This is a genomic window from Mesorhizobium sp. B1-1-8 (genome assembly GCF_006442795.2).
GTDB lineage: Bacteria > Pseudomonadota > Alphaproteobacteria > Rhizobiales > Rhizobiaceae > Mesorhizobium.
The window spans coordinates 3,479,162-3,501,722 of record NZ_CP083956.1; the positions used below are offsets into that span (position 1 = coordinate 3,479,162).

Consider the following 22,561-nt stretch of genomic DNA (forward strand, 5'->3'; position numbering starts at 1 on the left):
ATATAGGCCCTGGTCCCGGCGTTTGAAATGGTGTCAGAGATCGGCGGGGGTCAGAAACGCTTCGAGATAGCCATTGCCTTGCGATGCCTCGGCAAGGTTGCCGGGAAAGCGAACTACGGCAAGGCCGGAGGTCGGAAAACCGTGATTGAGCGTGCCGCGCGCGGCCTCGTCGCCGTCGCCTGACACCGCCATGGCGAGATCTTCCGTCATCGGATTGTGGCCGATCACCAGCAAGGAGCCCAAGCCGCCATTTTTGCGGATGATGTCGAGATAACCGGCGGCATCCTCGCTGTAGAGCGTGTCGAGGAACAGCACCCGGCCGGTGTCGGTGCGCCCCGCAAGGCCTTCGAGCGTCTGCCGCGCGCGCTTTGCGTTGGAGCACAAAGTGACATCGGGCACGTAGGCGCGAGCCCGCATGGCTTCGCCCATCGCTTCGGCATCGGCCATGCCCGATTCGTCGAGCGGGCGATCGAAATCGCGCACGCCCGGCAGCGCCCATCCGGCCTTGGCATGCCGCAACAGATAAAGTCTGCTCAACAGGGCCCCCGATGATGCTGCACGCGCAGGCAATGCGCGATTAGTCACGATAACGCTGTCATGCACAATGGCCGGTCCCCTACAACCACCACGAATCATGGATGAATTCGACGCCGCCGATTGAGCTGGGGCCTGCCGGCGCGAGACTAACAATTGCGTGAAACAGTTGCCGATTGCGCTTGTCTAGCCCCTTGTCCGCGAATATATAGGCGCCAAATTTTGGGGTTGTTGGGTGAGTCGAATGAACGACATCGTTACCGCCGATTACGTACCCTCCGAAGACGAGCCGTTCATGAACGAACGGCAGAAATCCTACTTCCGCATGAAGCTTATCACCTGGAAGAACGACATTCTCCGCGAAGCGCGTGAAACCCTCGAAATCCTGCAGCAGGAAAACGCCAACCACCCCGACCTCGCAGACCGCGCCTCTTCCGAAACCGACCGTGCCATCGAACTTCGCGCCCGCGACCGTCAGCGCAAGCTGATCTCGAAAATCGACTCGGCGCTGCAGCGCATCGACGAGGGCACGTACGGCTATTGCGAAGAGACCGGCGAGCCGATCGCGCTGAAGCGGCTCGACGCGCGTCCCATCGCGACGCTGTCGATCGAAGCGCAAGAGCGCCATGAGCGCCGCGAGAAGGTCTATCGCGACGACTGACGCGAAAAGTAGGCAAGATTCAAGAAAAATGGCCGGGTTTCCGGCCATTTTTGTTCTCGCCTTCTGAACCGGCCGAAGACCGACCCGGCTATCGCTTATGACTGGCAAGCTCGCCGAGAAGCTTCGTCATCTCATCGTCAAGGGAAGGCTTGGCTGGCGGTTTGCTGGCCACCGGTTTGTTGCGCGACTCTTCGAGCGAGACCTCGAGCTCCTGCATCAGCGTGTCGTCGATGGAATCGTTGATTGGGGGCGGCGGCGTATGCCGGCCGCTGCCGTTCGTCATCCCATAGGCGGGCAGCGGCATGACTTTCGCCGTCGGCTGGCTCGGCGTCACCGGCTTGGGCGCCGGCGCCGGAGGGCGCGGACGGGCGGCGGCCACCGGCTGGAGCACCGGTTGCGGTGGCGGTGGCGGTGCCTGCTTCACAGGCGCCGGCGCAGGAGCCGGTTGTGGCGCACGCTGGCGCGCTGCGGCGGCTTGCTGCTGGCCGCTGTCTCCGGTCAATGCCGGGCGGCGGGGTGCTGCAAGCCTTATGTCGCGTTCGACAACGACATCGGTCGGGCCGCCGATCAGGATCAGGTGCTCGATATCGTCGCGGCGCACCAGCACCAGCCGGCGATGGCTGTCGACGGCGGTGGCGTCCATCACCGCCAGCCGCGTCTTGCGGTTCCGGCCGCCGGCGACGAAGGTTCCGAAGGTCAGGTTGCGGACCACCTTGATGACGAGCAGCACGACGACCAGCAGGACGAGGGCCGCAAACGTCCACAGGATTGCGGCGACATAACCCGGACCCGCCACGCTATCCAGCCACTGCAGCATCGGTACACCCAATCGCCTCTTTGAAGTGACGCGACACTAGACCTTAGGCGCTAGCCGCCGCAAGTTCGCATCACGCTTCGTGAACAGTTTGAAACACGAATCCGTTGTCCGGCGCCATTTTTATCCGACATTTGCCGCCGGGGCCTTTTCCGCTGCGGGAGAATGTGATTCAACCGGCCGTCCGCGGGTGTCGGGCACCGGAATCACGAGCAGGGGGCACATGGCCAAGGAAGCGCGCGGCGATTTCTATCCAGTACCGATCGTCGACCAGAACACGCGTCCGGGCGCCGTCACCAGGCTCATCGTCTTCATCGTCGTCCTGACCGGCGCCGCGATCGTCTTCGGGCTGTTCCGCGAGCGCCTGGGCGATCCTTTCCTGCTCGGCATGCTCGGCGTGCTCGCCATGATCGGCGTTGGCTTCCTCTTTGCCACCGCAATCGGCTTCGTGCAGATCGCGCCGCGCTCGACCGGTGACGAATTGTCGAAGGCCTTCGTCGATTCGATGTCGCAAGGTCTCCTGGTCACCGATACCAAGGGCCGCGTCATCTATGCCAACAGGGCCTATGCCGACATGACCGGTGCCGCGTCGGCGGCCGATCTCAAGACCGTCGAAGGGATGCTGTCGGATGTTCCCGAGGCCTCGATGACCATCTACCGGCTTGCCTCGGGCCTGCGCGACGGCCAGGCGGGCGACGGCGAGTTCAGGCTGGCGCAGTCCATCAAGCCAGGTGCGGAGCCCGGCGCACGCTGGTATCGCGCCCGCGCCCGCGCCTTCAGCGTGCCGGGCCAGCGGCTGCCGATGCTGGCTTGGCAGCTCGCCGATATCTCGCAGGAACGGGCCGAGCAGGAGCGCTTCTTCCTCGACCTGCAGAAGGCCATCGACCATCTCGACCACGCGCCGGCCGGCTTCTTCTCGGCCGACCAGGAAGGCCGCGTCACCTATATCAACGCCACGCTTGCCGAATGGCTGGGCATCGACCTTGCCAGTTTCACGCCGGGCGCCGTCACGCTGCCGGAAATCGTGGCCGGCGACGGCATGGCGCTGGTCCGCTCGGTCAAGGCCGATCCCGGCACGACGCGCAATGCGGTCATCGATCTCGACCTGACGACGATGAGCGGCCAGGCGCTGCCGGTGCGTTTCATGCACCGCGTTTCGGCAAGTCGCGAGGGCGTCAACGGCCCGACCCGCACCATCGTGCTCAACCGCACGCAGGGCGAGGATGCTTCCGCCGACCTCCGCGCCTCGGAGGTCCGTTTCACCCGCTTCTTCAACTCGACGCCGATGGCGATCGCCGGCGTCGATGCCAGCGGCCGCATCCTGCGCACCAACGCGCCGTTCCTGTCGCTGTTTTCCTCCGTTGTCGACCGCGATGCGGTCGACCGGCGCGTGCGGTTCGATACCGTGGTGCACGAGCGCGACCGGACGGCCTTTGCCTCCGCCTTCGAGAAGGCGCGGCAACGGCAGGCCAATATCGAGCCGATCGACTCGCTGCTGCCCGGCAATGACGAGCGCCATATCCGCTTCTACGTCAACGCCGTTGCCGATGGCGCCGGCGGCGAGGGGGCCGAGGAATCGGCGATCGTCTATGCGGTCGAGACCACCGAGCAGAAGGCGCTCGAGGGCCAGATGGCGCAGAGCCAGAAAATGCAGGCGGTGGGCCAGCTTGCCGGCGGCATCGCCCACGACTTCAACAATGTGCTGACCGCCATCATCATGGCGTCGGACCTTCTGCTCACCAACCATCGTCCGTCGGACCCGTCCTTCCCCGACATCATGAACATCAAGCAAAACGCCAACCGCGCGGCGTCCCTGGTGAGGCAATTGCTGGCCTTTTCGCGCAAGCAGACGCTGCGGCCGGAAGTGCTCAACCTGACCGACGTGCTCGCCGATCTCAGGATGCTGCTTGCCCGGCTGGTCGGCAACGACATCAAGCTCAAGATCGACCACGGCCGCGACCTCTGGCCGGTCAAGGTCGATATCGGCCAGTTCGAGCAGGTTGTGGTCAACCTCGCCGTCAATGCCCGCGATGCCATGCCCGCCGGCGGCGACCTTACCGTGCGCACCCGCAACGTCACGACCGAGGAGTGCAAGTCCTTCGCCTATCGCGAGTTGTCCCCGGCCGACTATGTGCTGGTCGAGGTCGAGGACACCGGCAGCGGCATCGCGCCGGATGTGCTGAAGAAGATCTTCGAACCCTTCTTCACCACCAAGGAAGTGGGCAAGGGCACCGGCCTTGGCCTGTCGATGGTCTACGGCATCATCAAGCAGACGGGTGGTTTCATCTTCTGCGATTCCGAGGTCGGCAAGGGGACCGTGTTCCGCATCTTCCTGCCGCGCCACATCGCCGAGGTGAAAAAGGCAAATGAGCCGGGCGAAGCGCCGGCGGCGCCGGCCAAGCCTGCCGATACCGCGAAGGATCTCTCCGGCTCGGCCACGGTGCTTCTGGTCGAGGACGAGGATGCCGTGCGCATGGGTGGCGTCAGGGCATTGAACTCGCGCGGCTACACCGTGCATGAGGCGTCGTCCGGTGTCGAGGCGCTGGAGATATTCGAGGCGCTCGGCGGCAAGGTCGACATCGTGGTGTCCGACGTGGTGATGCCGGAAATGGACGGGCCGACGCTGCTCGGCGAATTGCGCAAGCGGCAGCCGGACATCAAGTTCGTGTTCGTTTCCGGCTATGCCGAGGATGCCTTCGCCAGGAACCTGCCGGCCGACGCGCATTTCGGCTTCCTGCCCAAGCCTTTCTCGCTCAAGCAACTGGCGACCATCGTCAAGGACGTGCTGGAATCCTAAAACAGCTATCGCTTGCACATTACGGCGACCCTGCCATGATGTAGCGGGTTGCATGAGGGGAGGTAGCGTGACGCCGCACATCGAGGCGGGCAGGGGCGATTATGCCGAAACGGTACTGTTGCCGGGCGACCCCGAGCGCGCTCTGTGGATGGCTGAAACCTTTCTGGAAGCGCCGCGCTGCGTCAATCGCCGCCGCGGCGCGCTCGGCTTCACCGGCCTGTTCCGCGGCAAACCCGTCAGCATCCAGGCAACCGGTATCGGCGTTTCGTCCTTTCTGATCTACGCCCATGAGCTGCTGGATTATCATGGCGTGAAGACGCTCATCCGTACCGGCACATGTGGTGCCCTGGTTGAGAACGTGGCGCTGCGCAGCGTCGTCATTTCCAGTGCCGTCCAGGCCGAAGGGCCGATCAGCGGCCAGGTGTTCGGGCTTTACCAGCCGGCGGGACCGGATCGGGCGCTTCATGCGCTGGCCCTGCAGCGGGCCGCCGAGCTCGGCATCGCCTGCAGCGCCGGGTTGACGGTCTCAAGCGACATATTCCATCACCCCGCCGGCCGCGCCCGTTTCGACGAACCAAGGGCGCGTGGAGCGGTGGCGGTCGATATGGAAACCAGCGCGCTCTACCGCATCTGCGCGCATTTCGGCGCCCGCGCGCTGTCACTGCTGACCGTGGTCGACCACATCGCCACGGACGAGCAGACCGACTATTCCGAACGCCAGGCGCTTTTTACCGACATGGCGCGGCTGGCGCTTGAAGTCGCGGCGGATTAGGCGAGGTACCGGCGCGGGACCCGACCGGTTCCGCGCCTTTTTTCGACGTCTCTTAACTTACGCGCCGATCGGCTGTCCGTCCTTGTGGCGGATGGCGACCACCGACGGCCGCGGCAACTGGCCGTCCTTGAAGTCGGGCCACAGCGACTGCGCCTTGTCGAGCGTCTCGGCATCCTCGGAGGGATGCTGGACCGAGAGGAACAGCGTCGTGCCGTCGGGCGTGAAGCAGGGGCCGGTCGCTTCGGCGCCATGCGGGCAGGTGAACAGCAGTTTTGGCAGGCCTCGCGCCGGACCTTCCGTGTCGACGCCATAGACGCCGTCCGGCAGGTCGAAGTCGTTGGCGCCGTCGGTCGCGACCCACAGGCGGCCCGCCGGATCGAAGGTGATGTTGTCGGGGCAGACGAACCAGCCATCGTCCGACGTGTCGGGATGGAAGGTGGCGCCGACCTTGGCATCCTTGTGATTGCCGCACAGCACGAACAGGTCCCAGGCATATTTGTCGGCGGTGTGGTCGGCATCGGCGCCGCGGCCGCCGGGCGGGATCAGTTCGACGATATGGCCCCAGAGGTTTTCCGGCCGCGTATTGGCCGGATTGACCTTGGATTCGTCGCGCTTCTTGTTCTTGGTCATCACCGCATACACGCGGCCAGTGACCGGGTTGGTCTCGATGTCCTCCGGCCGGTCCATCGGCGTGGCGCCGAGCGCATCGGCGGCAAGGCGGGTCTTCAACAGCACTTCGGCCTGGTCGGCAAAGCCGTTCTCGGCCGTCAGCTTGCCCTGGCCGTGGACCAGCGGCAGCCATGTCATCGAGCCGTCGGCGCCATAACGGGCGACCGACAGCACGCCGTCGTCGAGCAGATCCTTGCCGGAGGCCGGATTGGCCGGGTCGTAGGACTTGGCCGAGACGAAGCGGTACATGTATTCGAAGTAGTCGTCGTCGCCCATGTAGACGACGATGCGGCCGTCCTTATTGCGCACGACGGTCGAGGCCTCATGCGACATGCGGCCGAGCGCGGTGCGCTTCACCGGCTTCGACTGCGGATCATAGGGGTCGATCTCGACCACCCAGTCGAAGCGGTTGGTTTCGTTCGGCTCCTTGTCGATGTTGAAGCGGTCGTGAAAGCGGCCGCGGCCGTAGATATCGCTGCCATCGAAGCCGTAGCGGTCCAGGATGTCGGCGATCGGCGCCTTCTTCGGGTCGCCGCCGAACAGGTCGGAAACGCCTTCCTCGCAGGTCAGCACCGTTCCCCAGGGCGTGACGCCGCCACTGCAATTATAGCTGGTGCCAAGCACCCTGGTGCCGGTCGCGTCGGCCGAGGTCTTCATCAGCGCGTGGCCGGCGGCGGGGCCGGAAACGGTCATTTCCGTGTTGGCGGTAATGCGGCGGTTGAGCGGGCTGTCCTCGACGATGGCCCACTTGCCGTCTTTGAGGATCACCTCGACGATCGAATGGCCCATGGCGGCCAGACCGAGGTCGACCTGTTCCTTGCTCATCGTTTTGCCGGCGCCGTCCTCGGTCATGCCGGCAAACATCACATTGGGCGAGATGTATTCGTTGTTGACGCAGAGCAGGCCATGATCCGAATTCACCGTGCCTTTCGGCAATGGCATGAAGGCGATGTAATCGCAATTGTAGCCAAAACGCTTTTCCTGCTCGTCGGCCGCCACCTTGCTGCCGTCGAAATCCGGCATGCCGGCGACAAGCGGGTCGCCCCAGCGCGCGACGATCGTGGTTTCATAACCTTCGGCGGCGGCATGGGTCTTGTCGTAGACCCGCTTCAGCTCCGGAAAGCCGAGGGTGGAAAGGGCGGCCGCGGCATGTGTTTCGCCGGCAAACAAAGAGCCGACAAAGCCGCCGCCAGCAATCAACGCGCCGGAGGCCAGGCTGCCTTTCAGGAGTTCGCGGCGCGAGACGCGCGCGGCGATGACGTCGCGGATAACAGGGGCGGGTGAGGACGGGGAGTTGGCCATCGTGTCTGCCTCTCAGTGGATGTTGACGACGGCCTGCTGCCTAAGCCGCTTCGGCAACACCCGGATGACACGAACGTGATCTTTCCGTCGGCTGCGCCGCCGGCCGCGACTACCCCTTGGTGCAGGTCGAGGCGGTGAAGGCGCCGTCAGGCTGTTTCATGATGATGTCGAAGGAAGGGGCGCCAGGACCATCGAGCGTTGCCTGCGTCATCGAGATCGCATTGCCGCCGCTGGTGTAGCCGCCGAGCGGCCCAAGCCAGCTGATCTCGCCATTGGCGTCCATCTGATAGTTGTAGGCCTGCGGTGCGCTGCCGAAGGTCACCGGGCCGCTATAGAGGTTGCCCTTGATTGTGATGTCGCCGAGGTTGAAGAACAGGCCGAGCAGGTAGACCTCGCAGTGGTAGACGCCATCAGGCAGCTTGCCGTCGGCAAAATCGGCGCGGGCGCCCCCGGCGGTTCCAGCCAGAAGCAGAAAGCTCAAGATAACGCGGATCAAGGTGGTCATGGCGTCGCTCGTTTCGGCGGTGACCATGCCCATTTTGCCGTCGGCTCGCAACCGTCGACGACGGCCCGACATGCCGTCGAGATCAAAATTTAGGCATTTTAACGAATTGAATATGATTTAGGCAAAGATGTGCAAAGTTTTCTCATATCCTAGATATGGCGACGTCTCTTAAGTTTGGCGGCTAACAAGCTAACAAATTGAAGAAGCTGCGTTATTGCGGCCAGGCCTCTAAAGCCTCCCGGTTTGGCATGTCGCTTGCACTGCAATGTTGCGTGCAAGATCAACCAGCTTGGGAGTGTGTGACATGAGGGGTAACTTCGCAAAAATAACAAAAACCATTTCGGCAGGCGTGCTTGCGGCAGGTCTGCTGATGACGGCTTCCGCCAGGGCGGCCGAAGGCACCATCAAGGTCGGCATTCTCCACTCGCTGTCGGGAACCATGGCGATCTCGGAGACGACGCTGAAGGACGTCATGCTGATGCTCATCGACGAGCAGAACGCAAAGGGCGGACTGCTTGGAAAGAAGCTCGAGGCCGTCGTCGTCGACCCGGCGTCGAACTGGCCGCTGTTTGCCGAAAAGGCGCGCGAGCTGATCTCCAAGGACAAGGTGGCCGCCGTGTTCGGCTGCTGGACCTCGGTGTCACGCAAATCGGTGTTGCCGGTTTTCAGCGAGCTCGACAACATCCTGTTCTACCCCGTCCAGTATGAGGGCGAGGAGAGCGAGCGCAACGTCTTCTATACCGGTGCTGCCCCGAACCAGCAGGCTATTCCGGCCGTCGACTATCTGATGAGCGAGGATGGCGGCTCGGTGAAACGCTGGGTGCTGGAAGGCACCGACTACGTCTACCCGCGCACGACCAACAAAATCCTTGAAGCCTATCTGAAGGCCAAGGGCGTGTCGGCCGATGACATCATGGTCAACTACACGCCGTTTGGCTTCTCCGACTGGCAGACTGAGGTCTCGGCGATCAAGAAGTTCGGCTCGGCCGGCAAGAAGACGGCCGTAGTGTCGACCGTCAACGGCGACGCCAACGTGCCGTTCTACAAGGAGCTCGGCAACCAGGGCATCAAGGCCGAGGACATTCCGGTGATGGCCTTCTCGGTTGGAGAAGAAGAACTCGCCGGTCTCGACACCGGTCCGCTGGTCGGCCATCTCGCCGCCTGGAACTATTTCGAGAGCGTCGACACGCCGCAGAACAAGAAGTTCATCGACGACTGGCACAAGTTCATCAAGAACGACAAGCGCACCACCAATGACCCGATGGAAGCCCATTATATCGGCTTCAACATGTGGGTGAAGGCGGTCGAGAAGGCGGGCACCACCGATCCGGACAAGGTCATCGACGCCATGGTCGGCGTGTCGGTGCCGAACCTGACCGGCGGCTATTCGACCATGATGCCGAACCATCACATCACCAAGCCGGTGCTGATCGGCGAAATCCAGGCCGACGGCCAGTTCGAGACCGTGTCGCAGACGCCGGGCCTGGTGATGGGCGACGAGTGGTCCGACTATTTGCCTGATTCCAAGGACCTGATCTCCGATTGGCGCGAGCCCTTGCGCTGCGGCAACTTCAATGTCGCAACCGGCAAGTGCGGCGGCAAGGGAACCAACTAATCCTCCCGGGTAGGGTTGCGGAGTGGCCCCGCGACCCGAGACCGCCGCCCGGGCGGGCCAGTCTCTCCGGCCCGCCCGGGCAGGAACTCCAACCATGCGAGACCGTTGAGGCGATGATCCTTTTGCGCGCGATTGGCCTGATGGTGCTGCTGACGATGGCGAGCCTGCTGCCGTCAAGCGCGGCCGAGACCGATCTTCGCGCCCTGATCGCCAAATTCGCGACCGCCGCCAATTTCTCCGCCACCGAAGCGGTCGTGCGCGAGCTTGCCGCCAGCGGCGATCCCGCCGTCGAACGCGCCCTCGCCGCGCTCGCCGACGGCAATCTCTACATCCGCAAGGCCGACACTGAGGTCTTCGTCGGCAAAGAAACAGGCGACGCCGTTGAGCTGATCGATCCGCTAAGCGGCGAGAAGGCGGCTGAAGCCGCCAAGGCCGATCTAACCAGGATCAAGGTCAACAATGGCCTGCGCCGCGTTATCCGCGATGCGCTGGGCACGCTGACGCTGCGCGCCAAGGATCCAGGCGTGCGCCTTGCCGCCGCTGCGACCATGTTCAAGACGCCCGACGCGGCAAATATTGAGCCGCTCGACGAAGCAGTCGCCGCCGAAACGGGCCCTGGCGTCAAGGCCCTGTTCGAACAGGCCCGCGCCGCGTCGGTCCTGGTCTCCGACAAGCCCCAGGCCGACAAGCTGGCCGCCATCTCGGTCATCGCGGCGCGCGGCGACCGTGACGCGCTGTCGCTGTTAACCTCGGTCGAGGCCAATGCGCAAGGCGCGGTGAAAGATGCGGCAACCGCCGCGATCGCCACCATCAATTCGACGCTGGCGCTGTGGGATGCCGGCCAGAACATCTGGTACGGCATTTCGCTGGGCTCGGTGCTGCTGCTGGCGGCAATCGGCCTCGCCATCACCTTCGGTGTCATGGGCGTCATCAACATGGCGCATGGCGAGATGGTGATGCTCGGCGCCTACACCACCTTCGTCGTCCAGCAGGTGATCCGCACCTCCTTTCCGGGCCTGTTCGACTGGTCGCTGGTCATCGCGCTGCCGCTCGCCTTCCTCGTTGCGGCTTTCGTCGGCCTCGTCATCGAGCGCGGCGTCATCCGCTTTCTCTACGGCCGGCCGCTGGAGACGCTGCTCGCCACCTGGGGCGTGTCGCTGATCCTGCAGCAGGCGGTGCGCACCATCTTCGGACCGACCAACCAGGAAGTCGGCAACCCATCGTGGATGTCAGGGTCGTTCGAGATGGGCCAACTGGCGATTACCTGGAATCGGCTGTGGATCCTGGTGTTCGCGCTCGCCGTATTTGGCGTGCTGCTCTACGTGATGAAGCGCACGCCCTGGGGCCTGCAGATGCGCGCCGTCACCGCCAACCGCCGCATGGCGGCGTCGATGGGTATCAGGACGCCGTGGGTCGACGCGCTGACTTTTGCGCTGGGGTCCGGCATTGCCGGCATCGCCGGCGTCGCGCTCAGCCAGATCGACAATGTCTCGCCCAATCTCGGCCGCGGCTACATCATCGACAGTTTTATGGTCGTCGTCTTCGGCGGTGTCGGCAATCTGTGGGGCACGCTGGTCGGCGCCTTGTCGCTCGGCATCGTCAACAAGTTCCTCGAGCCCTATGCCGGGGCAGTGCTCGGCAAGATCGTGGTGCTGGTGCTGATCATCCTGTTCATCCAGAAACGCCCGCGCGGTCTGTTCGCGCTAAAGGGCCGGGCGGTGGAAGCATGATCGCACAACGCTTCTTCGGTGCAGACGGCCGCATCACCATTACTGTTCTCGTCCTGCTGGCTGCTGCGATCATCGTGCCGCTGCTCAATCTCTGGGTTTCGCCAGCGAGCGCCCTCTACGTTCCGCCCTACATCGTTGCGCTGGTCGGCAAATACCTGTGCTACGCGCTGCTCGCCTTGGCGCTCGACCTCGTCTGGGGCTATTGCGGCATCCTTTCGCTCGGCCACGGCGCCTTCTTCGCGCTCGGCGGCTACGCGATGGGCATGTATCTGATGCGCCAGATCGGCTCGCGCGGCGTCTATGGCAATCCGATCCTGCCCGACTTCATGGTGTTCCTGAACTACAAGGAACTGCCCTGGTTCTGGCACGGCTTCAACCATTTCTGGTTCGCGGCGCTGATGGTGATCGCCGTGCCCGGCCTGCTTGCCTTCGTCTTCGGCTGGTTCGCCTTCCGCAGCCGGGTCACCGGCGTCTATCTCTCGATCATCACCCAGGCGATGACTTATGCGCTGCTGCTCGCTTTCTTCCGCAACGACATGGGTTTTGGCGGCAACAACGGCCTGACCGATTTCAAGGACATCTTGGGATTCAATGTCCAGGCCGATTCGACCCGCTCGGCGCTGTTTGCGGCCAGCGCCGTTATGCTGGCGCTCGCCGTCTTCGTCACCGCGGCGATCGTGCGCTCCAAATACGGCAAGCTGCTGATGGCGGTGCGCGACGCCGAAAGCCGCACCCGCTTTCTCGGCTGGCGAACGGAGAACGTCAAGCTGTTCGCCTTCGTCGTATCCGCCGTCATGGCCGGCATCGCCGGCGCGCTTTACGTGCCGCAGGTCGGCATTATCAATCCGGGTGAATTCGATCCGGCCAACTCGATCGAGGTGGTGATCTGGACCGCCGTCGGCGGGCGCGGCACCATTGTCGGTCCGATCATCGGCGCGCTGCTCGTCAACGCCGGCAAATCCTGGTTCACCGGCGTGCTGCCGGAATTTTGGCTGTTCGCTTTAGGCGGCCTGTTCGTCGCCGTCACCTTGCTGTTGCCCAAGGGCATCATCGGCATGTGGGACAGCTGGCGTGGCAACGCCAGCGCCATGCGGAAGGCCTCGCTTGCCGAGGAGGCTGGAACCGATGGCGAGGTCACCGCAGCGAAGATCGTTCGCGCCGCGGCGCGGACACCCGGCGAATGGGCGTCGTCCAATCCCGAACCGCAGCCGGCGGAGTGAGCGATGGCAAGCAAGTCGAACACCATCCTCTACCTCGACGGCGTCTCGGTTTCCTTCGACGGTTTTCGCGCCATCAACAACCTGTCGCTGGTGCTCGACAAGGGCGAGATGCGCGCCATCATCGGCCCCAACGGCGCCGGTAAGACGACGATGATGGACATCGTCACCGGCAAGACGCGGCCGGACGAGGGCGAGGTGTTCTTCGACGGCCAGGTCGACCTCACCCGGCATGACGAGGCCGAGATCGCCATGATGGGCATCGGCCGCAAATTCCAGAAGCCGACGGTCTTCGAGAGCCACAGCGTCGAGGACAATCTCATGCTGGCGCTGAAGGGTCCGCGCTCGATCTTCCCGGCGTTGTTCCATCGCCGCTCGGCAGCCGAGGCGCGGCAGATCGATGACATCCTCGGCATCATCCGGCTTGGCGACAAGCGCGACGAACGCGCAGCCAACCTCAGCCACGGCCAGAAGCAGTGGCTGGAGATCGGCATGCTGCTTGCGCAGGACCCGAAGCTCTTGCTCGTCGATGAACCGGTGGCCGGCATGACCGACGCCGAGACCGAAGAGACAGCGCGCCTGCTCAAGGACATTGCCCGCGACCATTCGGTCGTCGTGGTGGAACACGACATGCATTTCGTGCGCGAGCTGGGCGTCAAAGTTACCTGCCTGCATGAGGGCTCCGTGCTGTCCGAAGGCACGCTCGATTTCGTTTCGGCCGACGAGCGTGTCGTCGAAGTCTATCTGGGACGATGACCATGGTCTGGCGGGTTCAATTCCATCGTTTCGACCTCGCTTTCCTCCGGCGTTGGAGAAGGAGCTGACATGCTCGAAGTATCCAATGCCACGCTGCATTACGGCGCCGCCCAGGCATTGCGCGGCGTCTCGCTGACGGCGGGCGCGCGCAAAATCACCTGCGTGCTCGGCCGCAACGGCGTCGGCAAGACCAGTTTGATGAGATCGATCGTCGGCCATCACCGGCTGACGAGCGGAAGCGTTGCCTTCGAGGGGAAGGCGCTCGACCGGAGCGCGGCGTATGACCGCGCCCGGTCGGGCATCGCATTCGTGCCGCAGGGCAGGGAGATCTTTCCGCTGCTGACGGTGCGCGAGAATCTGGAGTCGGGCTTTGCGCCGCTGAAACGCATCGACCGCAACGTGCCGGCACATGTCTTCGATCTGTTTCCGGTGCTGAAGCAGATGCTGTCACGGCGTGGCGGCGACTTGTCCGGCGGCCAGCAGCAGCAGCTGGCCATCGGGCGGGCGCTGGTGATGCGGCCGAAGCTGCTGGTGCTCGACGAGCCGACCGAAGGCATACAGCCATCGATCATCAAGGATATCGGCCGCGCCATACGCTATCTGCGCGACCAGGCGGGGATTGCCGTGCTGCTGGTCGAGCAATATCTCGACTTCTGCCGCGAGCTTGCCGACGAGGTCAACATCATGGACCGCGGCCAGATCGTCCACACCGGTCCCGCCGAGGACCTCGATCGGGCGGATGTAAGGAAGTTCCTTACTGTCTAGAATCGGCTGCGCACTTCGCTCGGCGCTGCGTATTCAAAGCAAGTCCAATATTTTCCAGTCCAACCGTCTGCAACTCTGGCGCGTCCTATATCGCATGCTAGTCTTTTCCTGGCCTTGGTGAGTCGGCCGCTTTCCGTACCAGTCGCAAATGAGGGGGAGAGGCGCCGGCTCAGCAGGCAAGGTCCACGCAAGCCAGCCTGCCTAGCTTTCCCCGCAGTGATTGTCGGTCAATGCGTCTAAAAAATGTTGCCAGGGGACGGCGATGGAACGTTTTGTCGAGGACCACCAGAAGCGGCGCCTCACCGAGCGCGTCGATATCATGACTGCGATCAACATCCTGATGTCGCAAGGCTATGACGAGGACGAACTGATCGGGGAAATAACCAAGGTCTTTTATGTCGACCTCGATGCCTATAACGAGGTCATCGGCCGCCACTGACGGTTCAAATCAAGACTCTCTCAAAGCTAACCGGCGCGGCGGAAGTCCAGCACGCGGTTGCGGCCGCTGCGTTTGGCTGCGTAGAGCGCCCTGTCGGCGGCGCTGAGCACCTTGTCGAAGCTGGTGCCTTCATTGCTGCCGAAGGCGAAGCCGGCGCTGACCGTGCATCCGAGCGGGCCCGCCTCGGTTTCAATGGTTCGCGCTGCAAATGCCATCCTGATGCGCTCGGCCGTGCCTTCGACCATCTCGGGCATGGTGCGTTTGAGCACCAGCGCGAATTCCTCCCCGCCCATGCGGGCGGCGATGTCGTTCGGGCGTAGATTGCCGGAGAGCTCCCCGGCAAAGACCTTCAGCACCTCGTCGCCGGCGGCATGGCCGAATTCGTCGTTGATCGCCTTGAAGCCGTCGAGGTCGAACACCACCACCGCGGTGAAGGCGCCGACGGCGGTCTTGCCGTGCAGGTCGAACAGAGCGCGGCGGTTGAGCAGCCCGGTCAGCGCATCGGTTTGCGCATCGCGCTGGTGATGGCGGGCAAGCCGCATCTGGTTCAGGGCAAGCGACAAGCCGCCGATGCCCGTCAACGCGGCAATGACGATGACGAGGCTGAGATCCTCCGCCCAATTGCTCGGCGCATGTCCAAGAACCAGCTTGCCGTCCTGGACCAGGACGGCCGAGCATAGCACGAAGGAGGCGGCGGTCAGCGAATAGAGCAGCGTCACGCCGATGAGCGGCGCGGGCGCCTCGGCGCGGCCTTTCCAATATTCGTACGCGGTGGCGAACAGGAGCAGCGCGGCGAGGAAATTCTCCAGCATGAAGCCCAGCCCGTCAGAGCCGAGCGCCATCGGCGGCAAGGTGACGGCAAACGAGATGCCGACGCCGAGCACCGTTCGCGGCAAGGGCGAGCGGCCGGTCCTGAACTGATAGGCAGCGCCCAGCATCACCGAGAAGCCGAGCAGAAGCAGCGCGAGCGTCAGGACGCCGAGGGCCGGGCCGGGCGTTTTAATATAGGCGTTGTAGGTGAAGACCTCGGCCACCACCACCAGCACGCTGATTGCCCATGTCAGCAGGAACTTGTCGGAACGCGCGGTCAGCCAGGTTCCGAACAAAGTCAGACTGAGGCAGGCGGCGGAAAAGCCGACGGCCAGAAGCAATGAATTATAGTCGAGCAACATGCACTCGTCCCTTGCCGGCGCCGGGCTTCCGCAACCTGACGTAGGTGTATTAGTGCAGCAAGGAAGTATCGATTAGGTTACGATCGCCACGAAGACACGTGGTTTCCCATTCGGCCAATGATAGAGCCGGCTGAGTTTTTGCCCATTGGGGACGAAAAACCGCTGCGCGCTCTCCTGGAATTTTTAGGCTGTCACCCGCTTCATCAGCGCCATGGCGCCGAAGGGCGCGCGCACCTTGCCTTCGGTGATGAAGTAGACGAACACGTCGCGCGGCTTGACCGGCGCGTCGGTCCCGGGATCGGCGCGCGGCAGGTCGGCCGGCTGCTTGCCCTCCGCCCAGGTCCTTGCCCGCGCCGCCCATTCGTCGAGGCCCTTCGGCGTGTAGCAGTCGGGATTGTCGTCGCTGCCGGTCTGCAGCCGCGCATAGACGAAGTCGCCGGTGACGTCGGCGATCGCCGGATATTTGGCGTGGTCGGCATAGACGATAGCCGCCTTGTACTTGCGCGCCAGCGCCGGAAATTTCGGCACGATGAAACTGTCGTTGCGCACTTCGAGCGCATGCCGCAGCGCCACGCCGTCCTGTTTTTCCGGCAGGAGCTTGAGAAAAGCCTCGAAATCGTCGGGGTCGAATTTCTTGGTCGGCGCGAACTGCCAAAGGATCGGTCCGAGCTTGTCGCCGAGCGCTGCGACGCCGGAGCCGAGGAAGCGCATCATCGATTCGCCGGCTTCGCCGAGCACGCGGCGGTTGGTGACGAAGCGGTTGCCCTTCAGCGAATAGACGAAACCGTCAGGCGCCTCGTTGGCCCATTTGACGAAGGTCGGCTCCTTGAAGCTGGAATAATAGGTGCCGTTGACCTCGATGCTCGGTACCTGCCGGCTGGCATAGTGGAGCTGTTTGGCCTTCGACAGCTTGTCCGGGTAGAAGGACGTATCCCAGGGCTCGAAGGTCCAGCCGCCCATGCCGGAGCGGATCGTTCCATGGCTGCTCATCGTCTTCCTCCCGGTTTTTAGATTGATCAGGCCGGCACGGCACCGTCGACCGGCTTGGCCATGTCGACCACGGTCCAGCCCGGCCGGTACGGATTGGGCCGGCGACCCGTCTCGTGAAAACCATAGGCCGTGTAGAGCGCGATGTTCCGCTCCATTTTCGAATTGGTGTAGAGCCGCACCTCCGGCAGACGCCACTGCCGCGCCTGCTCGTCGGCGAAGTCGAGCAATCTGATCCCAAGCTTCCTGCCCTGGAAAGCCGGCGCGACGGCGACGCTGAAGATCATGGCGTGGTCAGGATGCCGTTCGAGGACGATTAGGCCGGCGAGTCCGGTGCCGCTCTCCAGTAGCCAGATTTCACCGCGCGCGATGCGCGGCGCATAATCCTCGGTGACTGGGATGGGCGGCGCGCCGAGCAGCGCTGTGTAGGGCGCGTAGGCATCCGAGGTCAGCGCGACGACGGCGGCAAGATCTTCAGAGCGGGCCAGCCTCACGATTGATTGACTCCAGCAGCGGCCGCGACGACCTTTTCCATGCCCGTCGAAATGGCCGCAACGGCATCGCGGCTGGCGTCGCCAAGGCCATGCCGCTCGGCCAGCCAATGCGCATCGTTGTAGGAGAGCCAGACCTTGCCTTGCTCGTCTGCCCAGGCTAGCGCCCTCACCGGCAGATCGATACCCGCAAGCTGCTGGTCCTGCATAAGTGGCGTGCCGCCTTTCGGGTGGCCGAAGATCAGCAGCTCGGTCGGGCGCAACGGCTCATCGATTTCATGCGCACCGGCGGCGTGATCGATGCGCGCGAAAACCCGCAGTCCGGCGCGTGCTACGGTCTCGGCCAGCCGGTCGATTGTCTCGGTCACGCCGAAACGGCTTTCGACGGAGACGAGGCCGCTCTTCGCCATCACTCGGCCGCTTCGCGCTTGCCCCCGGGGCGGCGCTCCAACAGCTCCTTCAGGAACTGGCCGGTGTAGCTGCGCTTTTCGCGCACGATCGCTTCCGGCGTGCCGGAGGCGACCAGTTCGCCGCCGCCGTCGCCGCCTTCGGGGCCGAGGTCGAGCACCCAGTCGGCGGTCTTGATCACTTCCAGATTGTGCTCGATGACCACCACCGTGTTGCCCTGGTCGACCAACTCGTGCAGCACTTCGAGCAGCTTGGCGACGTCGTGGAAATGCAGGCCAGTGGTCGGCTCGTCGAGGATGTAGAGCGTCTTGCCGGTCGCCTTGCGCGACAATTCCTTGGCAAGCTTGATGCGCTGCGCCTCGCCGCCCGACAGCGTCGTCGCCTGCTGGCCGATGTGGATGTAGCCGAGACCGACCTGCTTCAGCGTCTCCAGCTTGTCGCGCACACCGGGTACGGCGGCGAAAAAGTCGACGCCCTCCTCGACGGTCATGTCCAGAACATCGGCGATCGACTTGCCCTTGAACAGCACATCCAGCGTCTCGCGGTTATAGCGCTTGCCGTGGCAGACGTCGCAGGTGACGTAGACATCCGGCAGGAAGTGCATTTCGATTTTTAACACGCCGTCGCCCTGGCAGGCCTCGCAGCGGCCGCCCTTGACGTTGAAGGAGAAACGGCCCGGCTGATAGCCGCGCGCCTTGGCCTCGGGCAGACCGGCGAACCAGTCGCGGATCGGCGTGAAGGCACCGGTATACGTAGCCGGATTGGAACGCGGCGTGCGGCCGATCGGCGACTGGTCGATGTCGATGACCTTGTCGAGGAATTCCAGCCCTTCGATCCGGTCGTGGTCGGCCGGATGCTCGCGCGAGCCCATGATGCGGCGCGAGGCCGCCTTGAACAGCGTTTCGATCAGGAACGTCGACTTGCCGCCGCCGGATACGCCGGTGACGGCGGTGAAGGTGCCGAGCGGGATCTCCGCCGTCACGTTCTTCAGATTGTTGCCGCGCGCGCCGACGACCTTGATACGCCGGTTCTTCTTCGCCTCGCGGCGCACCGCAGGTGTGGCAACTTCAAGCTCGCCCGACAGATATTTGCCGGTTATCGAGGCGGGCGTCGCCATGATCTGCTGCGGCGTGCCTTGCGCGATGACGTGGCCGCCATGGATGCCGGCTGCCGGCCCGATATCGACGACGTAGTCGGCGTGCAGGATGGCGTCCTCGTCATGCTCGACGACGATCACCGTGTTGCCGATGTCGCGCAAATGCTTCAGCGTGTCGAGCAGGCGCGCATTGTCGCGCTGGTGCAGGCCGATCGACGGCTCGTCCAGGACATAGAGCACGCCGGTCAGCCCGGAGCCGATCTGCGAGGCCAGCCGGATGCGCTGGCTCTCGCCGCCCGACAGCGTGCCGGAATTGCGCGACAAGGTCAGGTAGTCGAGGCCGACATCGTTCAAGAAGCGCAGCCGCTCGCGGATTTCCTTGAGCACGCGGACCGCGATCTCGTTCTGCTTGTCGTTGAGCTCACCCGGCAGGTTGGTAAACCACTGATCGGCCTTGCGGATCGACAGTTCGGTGACCTCGCCGATGTGCTTGCCGGCGATCTTCACCGCCAGCGCTTCCGGCTTCAGCCGGTAGCCGTGGCAGGCCGGGCAGGGGGTGGCCGACATGAAGCGCTCGATCTCCTCGCGCATCCAGGCCGATTCCGTCTCCTTCCAGCGCCGCTCGAGATTGGGAATGACGCCCTCGAACGTCTTGGTGGTCTTGTAAGCGCGCAGGCCATCATCATACTGGAAGGTGATCTCGCGTTCGCCGGTGCCGCGCAGCACGGCCTGCTGGGCCTCGGCGCTCAGATCCTTGAACTTGTCGCCGAGCTTGAAGCCGTAAGCCTTGCCCAGCGCTTCCAGCGTCTGCGCGTAATAGGGCGAGGTCGACTTCGCCCACGGGCTGACGGCGCCGTCGCGCAACGAGACATTTTCGTCGGGCACGACAAGGTTCGGGTCGATGGCGCGCTGGCTGCCGAGGCCATCGCAGGTCGGGCAGGCGCCGAACGGATTGTTGAAGGAGAACAGCCTGGGCTCGATCTCCGGAATGGTGAAGCCGGACACCGGGCAGGCGAATTTTTCCGAGAACATGATGCGTTCATGCGTCTCGTTCTTCGATTTGTTGACCGAGTCCTCGCCGGTCTGGCTGGCATCGAGCGGCCTGTCGGCGAATTCGGCCACCGCCAGCCCGTCGGCGAGCTTCAGCGCGGTTTCCATCGAGTCGGCAAGCCGGGTGGCAAGGTCGCCGCGCACGACGATGCGGTCGACGACGACATCGATGTCGTGCTTGTATTTCTTGTCCAGCGCCGGCACGTCGGCGATTTCATAAAAGACGCCGTCGACCTTGACGCGCTGAAAACCCTTCTTCTGCAGCTCGAGCAGTTCCTTGCGGTACTCGCCCTTGCGGCCGCGCACGATCGGCGCCAGCAGATAGAGGCGCGTGCCTTCGTCCAGCGCCAGCACGCGGTCGACCATCTGCGAAACCGTCTGGCTCTCGATCGGCAGGCCAGTGGCCGGCGAATAGGGGATGCCGACACGCGCAAACAGAAGCCGCATGTAATCGTAGATCTCGGTGACGGTGCCGACTGTCGAGCGCGGGTTCTTCGACGTCGTCTTCTGCTCGATGGAGATGGCCGGCGACAGGCCGTCGATCTGGTCGACGTCCGGCTTCTGCATCATCTCCAGGAACTGGCGGGCATAGGCCGACAGGCTTTCGACATAACGGCGCTGGCCTTCGGCATAGATGGTGTCGAAGGCAAGCGAAGACTTGCCGGAGCCCGACAGGCCGGTCATGACGATCAGGCTGTCGCGCGGCAGGTCGAGATCGACGTTCTTCAGATTGTGTTCGCGCGCCCCGCGAATGGAAAGGTATTTATGGTCGGCCATCGCCGGTCGCCGCCTCAGGTCTGGAATGTGCTGGAGTGGCGGGTCTGTCCCCGGCCATCCCTTATGTAGGTAATTTCGCCGCAACGTCGAGTGACGCCACAATCTCGACAGAAGCGTTTAACCGCCTTTCTTGCAAGCGGGCAAGCGGAAAGAACAAAGGCCGAACAAGCTCCTGACAAAGCACTGTGGAAAAATTGCTCGCGATATCCGCCGATGAATCCACACAGACGCTCGACTTACCCGGACGTAACCTCCGGGCGATCACATTTTTCGGTAACCGGCTATTCAACAGTTGACGCCAGCGACTCACGGGAGCAGTCTCAACACGTCAACGAAGCCGGCCGTCTGTCGATGGCCTCGCCACCTAGGGGTGGCCTGCGAGACGCCGCGGGCGCTAGCGATTGTGCTTCGAACGACATTGTCGCAACGGACCCAGGAGCGGAGCATGACGCCACCGGACTGTCCCTTGAGGCTCCACACAGCGATGGAGCCACGGCGGGCATAAGTGCCAGGGCAGGCGCGAGCCCCAGCCCGACAAACCGTGACTTGCCGATCCCCTACAATTAGAGACGATAGTCGGATCGTCGGCTGAACGCCGCGTTGCATCCGAAACAGAACGCCGGCAGTCCACTCCCGGCTAAAATTGGATTTCAGATCCATGAAAGCCCCGTCCACCTGCGGAAGCAGCGGCGGGGCTTACATTTTGTGGGTCCGGTGGGCCTTTTTAACATGCTTCACCGCAACGTTCGGAATTGGCTGAAGCCTCCCGAACATCGTCATCCTTGGGCGTAGCGACGCGAAGCGGAGCGAAGACCCAAGGATCCATGCCGTGACCCCGGTCGAGGAATGCAGCGGAGCAGAATTCTGCACCGTTGCAACGCGTGGAAGTAACGGCATGGATCCTTGGGTCTGCGCGCGTCGCTTCGCTCCTTGCTTCGCCCAAGGATGACGAAATTGAAATGCGCTTTCGGCCAATCTCCACAGTTTGCGATTTTCCCAACGCGAGCACTATCCGATACATCAAGACTTCTGGGCCAGGGCCTCAATGGTTGGGCGGCCTGATTCCGCCGGTTGCCATATCGATGGTTATGCTGCCGGAAATCCTGACATCGGTATTGCCGATCTTGAACGAGCCGCCGTTGCCGGCGGGCAGCGCGTCGTCCGGCTCAGGCTGCGGCGCAGGCTTGGCGATGCGGTAATCGCCGCTCACGCCTGGGAGCTTTTGCGCCAAGCTGTCGTCCGCCAAGGCCGCGGTGCCGGCCAGGAACGCGCCGGCGAGCGCGGCGAGGGCGATGCGCAAATGTCTGGATGTCTTCGTCATCGGCTGACTATAGGCGCGGGCCGGCGCCGAAACCAGACGCGCGGTGTTCAATTCGCCGCGCGTCATCTACATGTTTTCACGCCGCCTTCTTGCGGGTGTCGTAGACATGGTCGACAAGGCCCCAGGCCTTGGCCTCCTCGGCGCTCATGAAATAGTCGCGGTCAAGCGTGCGCTCGACCTCTTCATAGGTGCGGCCGCAGTGCTTGGCATACAGCTCGGTCATGTGCTGCTTGGTGCGCACAATGTCTTCGGCATGGCGCTGGATGTCGGAGGCCTGGCCCTGGAAGCCGCCAAGCGGCTGATGCAGCACGATCCGCGTGTTGGGCAGCGCGATGCGCCGTCCCGGCGCGCCGGCCATCAGCAGGAATGAGCCCATCGAGGCCGCGAAACCCATGCAGACCGTCGACACCGGGCAGGAGATGTACTGCATCGTATCGTAGATGGCGAAGCCGCTGGTCACCATGCCGCCGGGCGAGTTGATGTAGATCGAGATCTCCTTGTCGGGATGGTCGGATTCCAGCGACAGAAGCTGGGCACAGACCAGCGCCGACACGTTGTCATTGATCTCGCCGTTGATGAAGACGATGCGCTCGCGCAGCAGCCGCGAAAAAATGTCGAAGGAGCGCTCGCCGCGGCTCGACTGCTCGATCACCATCGGCACCAGATTGCCAACACTCATCTCT

Annotated in this window: 20 protein-coding genes; 9 read left to right on the forward strand and 11 right to left on the reverse strand. The window is 63.5% G+C overall.

Annotated elements, in window-relative coordinates; all coding sequences use genetic code 11:
* Positions 1–33: 33 nt before the first annotated feature.
* Positions 34–537: a SixA phosphatase family protein gene (locus FJ974_RS16845; protein ID WP_140533600.1), complete on the reverse strand. Its 504-nt coding sequence runs from the start codon at positions 535–537 to the stop codon at positions 34–36.
* A gap of 241 nt (positions 538–778) precedes the next feature.
* Between FJ974_RS16845 and dksA the strand changes: the two genes are divergently transcribed.
* The gene (gene dksA, locus FJ974_RS16850) at positions 779–1,195 is read left to right on the forward strand and encodes an RNA polymerase-binding protein DksA (RefSeq protein ID WP_059185643.1); all 417 of its coding nucleotides are present in this window, start codon (positions 779–781) and stop codon (positions 1,193–1,195) included.
* An 88-nt stretch (positions 1,196–1,283) separates the two neighbouring features.
* Here the strand turns inward: dksA and FJ974_RS16855 are convergent, their stop codons facing one another.
* Complete coding sequence (locus FJ974_RS16855; protein WP_140533599.1) at positions 1,284–2,012, reverse strand: flagellar biosynthetic protein FliO; 729 nt, start codon at positions 2,010–2,012, stop codon at positions 1,284–1,286.
* Positions 2,013–2,232: 220 nt separating this feature from the next.
* Between FJ974_RS16855 and cckA the strand changes: the two genes are divergently transcribed.
* On the forward strand, positions 2,233–4,806 hold the full coding sequence (gene cckA / locus FJ974_RS16860; protein WP_140533598.1) for a cell cycle histidine kinase CckA: 2,574 nt from the start codon (positions 2,233–2,235) through the stop codon (positions 4,804–4,806).
* Between the two features lie 67 nt (positions 4,807–4,873).
* Positions 4,874–5,578: a DeoD-type purine-nucleoside phosphorylase gene (locus tag FJ974_RS16865; protein ID WP_140533597.1), complete on the forward strand. Its 705-nt coding sequence runs from the start codon at positions 4,874–4,876 to the stop codon at positions 5,576–5,578.
* A 57-nt stretch (positions 5,579–5,635) separates the two neighbouring features.
* Here the strand turns inward: FJ974_RS16865 and FJ974_RS16870 are convergent, their stop codons facing one another.
* Together FJ974_RS16870 and FJ974_RS16875 are read right to left on the reverse strand one after the other, a co-directional pair.
* Positions 5,636–7,549: a PhoX family protein gene (locus tag FJ974_RS16870; protein WP_140533596.1), complete on the reverse strand. Its 1,914-nt coding sequence runs from the start codon at positions 7,547–7,549 to the stop codon at positions 5,636–5,638.
* Positions 7,550–7,658: 109 nt separating this feature from the next.
* Positions 7,659–8,054: a hypothetical protein gene (locus FJ974_RS16875; protein WP_140533723.1), complete on the reverse strand. Its 396-nt coding sequence runs from the start codon at positions 8,052–8,054 to the stop codon at positions 7,659–7,661.
* A 304-nt stretch (positions 8,055–8,358) separates the two neighbouring features.
* Here FJ974_RS16875 and urtA point away from each other — a divergent pair, with 304 nt between their 5' ends.
* The 6 genes from urtA (at position 8,359) to FJ974_RS16905 (ending at position 14,576) form a co-directional block, all read left to right on the forward strand.
* Positions 8,359–9,669, forward strand: a complete 1,311-nt coding sequence (gene urtA, locus FJ974_RS16880; protein ID WP_140533595.1) for an urea ABC transporter substrate-binding protein — start codon at positions 8,359–8,361, stop codon at positions 9,667–9,669.
* Between the two features lie 113 nt (positions 9,670–9,782).
* Entirely contained in the window at positions 9,783–11,399 is a 1,617-nt protein-coding gene (urtB, locus tag FJ974_RS16885; RefSeq protein ID WP_140533594.1) for an urea ABC transporter permease subunit UrtB, read from the forward strand.
* Entirely contained in the window at positions 11,396–12,619 is a 1,224-nt protein-coding gene (gene urtC / locus FJ974_RS16890; RefSeq protein ID WP_140533593.1) for an urea ABC transporter permease subunit UrtC, read from the forward strand. Before urtB ends, urtC begins: the two co-directional genes overlap by 4 nt.
* 3 nt (positions 12,620–12,622) lie before the next feature.
* Positions 12,623–13,372 carry an urea ABC transporter ATP-binding protein UrtD gene (gene urtD / locus FJ974_RS16895; protein WP_140533592.1) on the forward strand — a complete coding sequence of 250 codons (750 nt, stop codon included), beginning with the start codon at positions 12,623–12,625 and terminating at the stop codon, positions 13,370–13,372.
* Between the two features lie 69 nt (positions 13,373–13,441).
* On the forward strand, positions 13,442–14,137 hold the full coding sequence (gene urtE / locus FJ974_RS16900; RefSeq protein ID WP_140533591.1) for an urea ABC transporter ATP-binding subunit UrtE: 696 nt from the start codon (positions 13,442–13,444) through the stop codon (positions 14,135–14,137).
* A gap of 262 nt (positions 14,138–14,399) precedes the next feature.
* The gene (locus FJ974_RS16905) at positions 14,400–14,576 is read left to right on the forward strand and encodes a hypothetical protein (protein ID WP_140533590.1); all 177 of its coding nucleotides are present in this window, start codon (positions 14,400–14,402) and stop codon (positions 14,574–14,576) included.
* Between the two features lie 26 nt (positions 14,577–14,602).
* On the opposite strand, the gene FJ974_RS16910 is transcribed toward FJ974_RS16905, so the two are convergent.
* The 7 genes from FJ974_RS16910 to FJ974_RS16940 form a co-directional block, all read right to left on the reverse strand.
* Complete coding sequence (locus FJ974_RS16910) at positions 14,603–15,748, reverse strand: GGDEF domain-containing protein (RefSeq protein WP_140533589.1); 1,146 nt, start codon at positions 15,746–15,748, stop codon at positions 14,603–14,605.
* A gap of 183 nt (positions 15,749–15,931) precedes the next feature.
* The gene (locus tag FJ974_RS16915) at positions 15,932–16,738 is read right to left on the reverse strand and encodes a DUF72 domain-containing protein (RefSeq protein WP_140533588.1); all 807 of its coding nucleotides are present in this window, start codon (positions 16,736–16,738) and stop codon (positions 15,932–15,934) included.
* A 26-nt stretch (positions 16,739–16,764) separates the two neighbouring features.
* Positions 16,765–17,229 carry a GNAT family N-acetyltransferase gene (locus FJ974_RS16920; protein ID WP_181177138.1) on the reverse strand — a complete coding sequence of 155 codons (465 nt, stop codon included), beginning with the start codon at positions 17,227–17,229 and terminating at the stop codon, positions 16,765–16,767.
* The gene (locus tag FJ974_RS16925; protein ID WP_181177137.1) at positions 17,226–17,636 is read right to left on the reverse strand and encodes a DUF302 domain-containing protein; all 411 of its coding nucleotides are present in this window, start codon (positions 17,634–17,636) and stop codon (positions 17,226–17,228) included. Before FJ974_RS16925 ends, FJ974_RS16920 begins: the two co-directional genes overlap by 4 nt.
* Positions 17,636–20,557 (reverse strand): excinuclease ABC subunit UvrA, encoded by a 2,922-nt coding sequence (gene uvrA, locus FJ974_RS16930; RefSeq protein ID WP_140533586.1) that lies wholly within the window; start codon positions 20,555–20,557, stop codon positions 17,636–17,638. The genes FJ974_RS16925 and uvrA overlap by 1 nt, the downstream gene beginning before the upstream one ends.
* 1,042 nt (positions 20,558–21,599) lie before the next feature.
* Positions 21,600–21,878, reverse strand: a complete 279-nt coding sequence (locus FJ974_RS16935; protein ID WP_140533721.1) for a hypothetical protein — start codon at positions 21,876–21,878, stop codon at positions 21,600–21,602.
* A gap of 76 nt (positions 21,879–21,954) precedes the next feature.
* Positions 21,955–22,557, reverse strand: coding sequence for an ATP-dependent Clp protease proteolytic subunit (locus FJ974_RS16940; protein WP_140533585.1), 603 nt, complete (start codon positions 22,555–22,557; stop codon positions 21,955–21,957).
* Positions 22,558–22,561 lie beyond the last annotated feature (4 nt).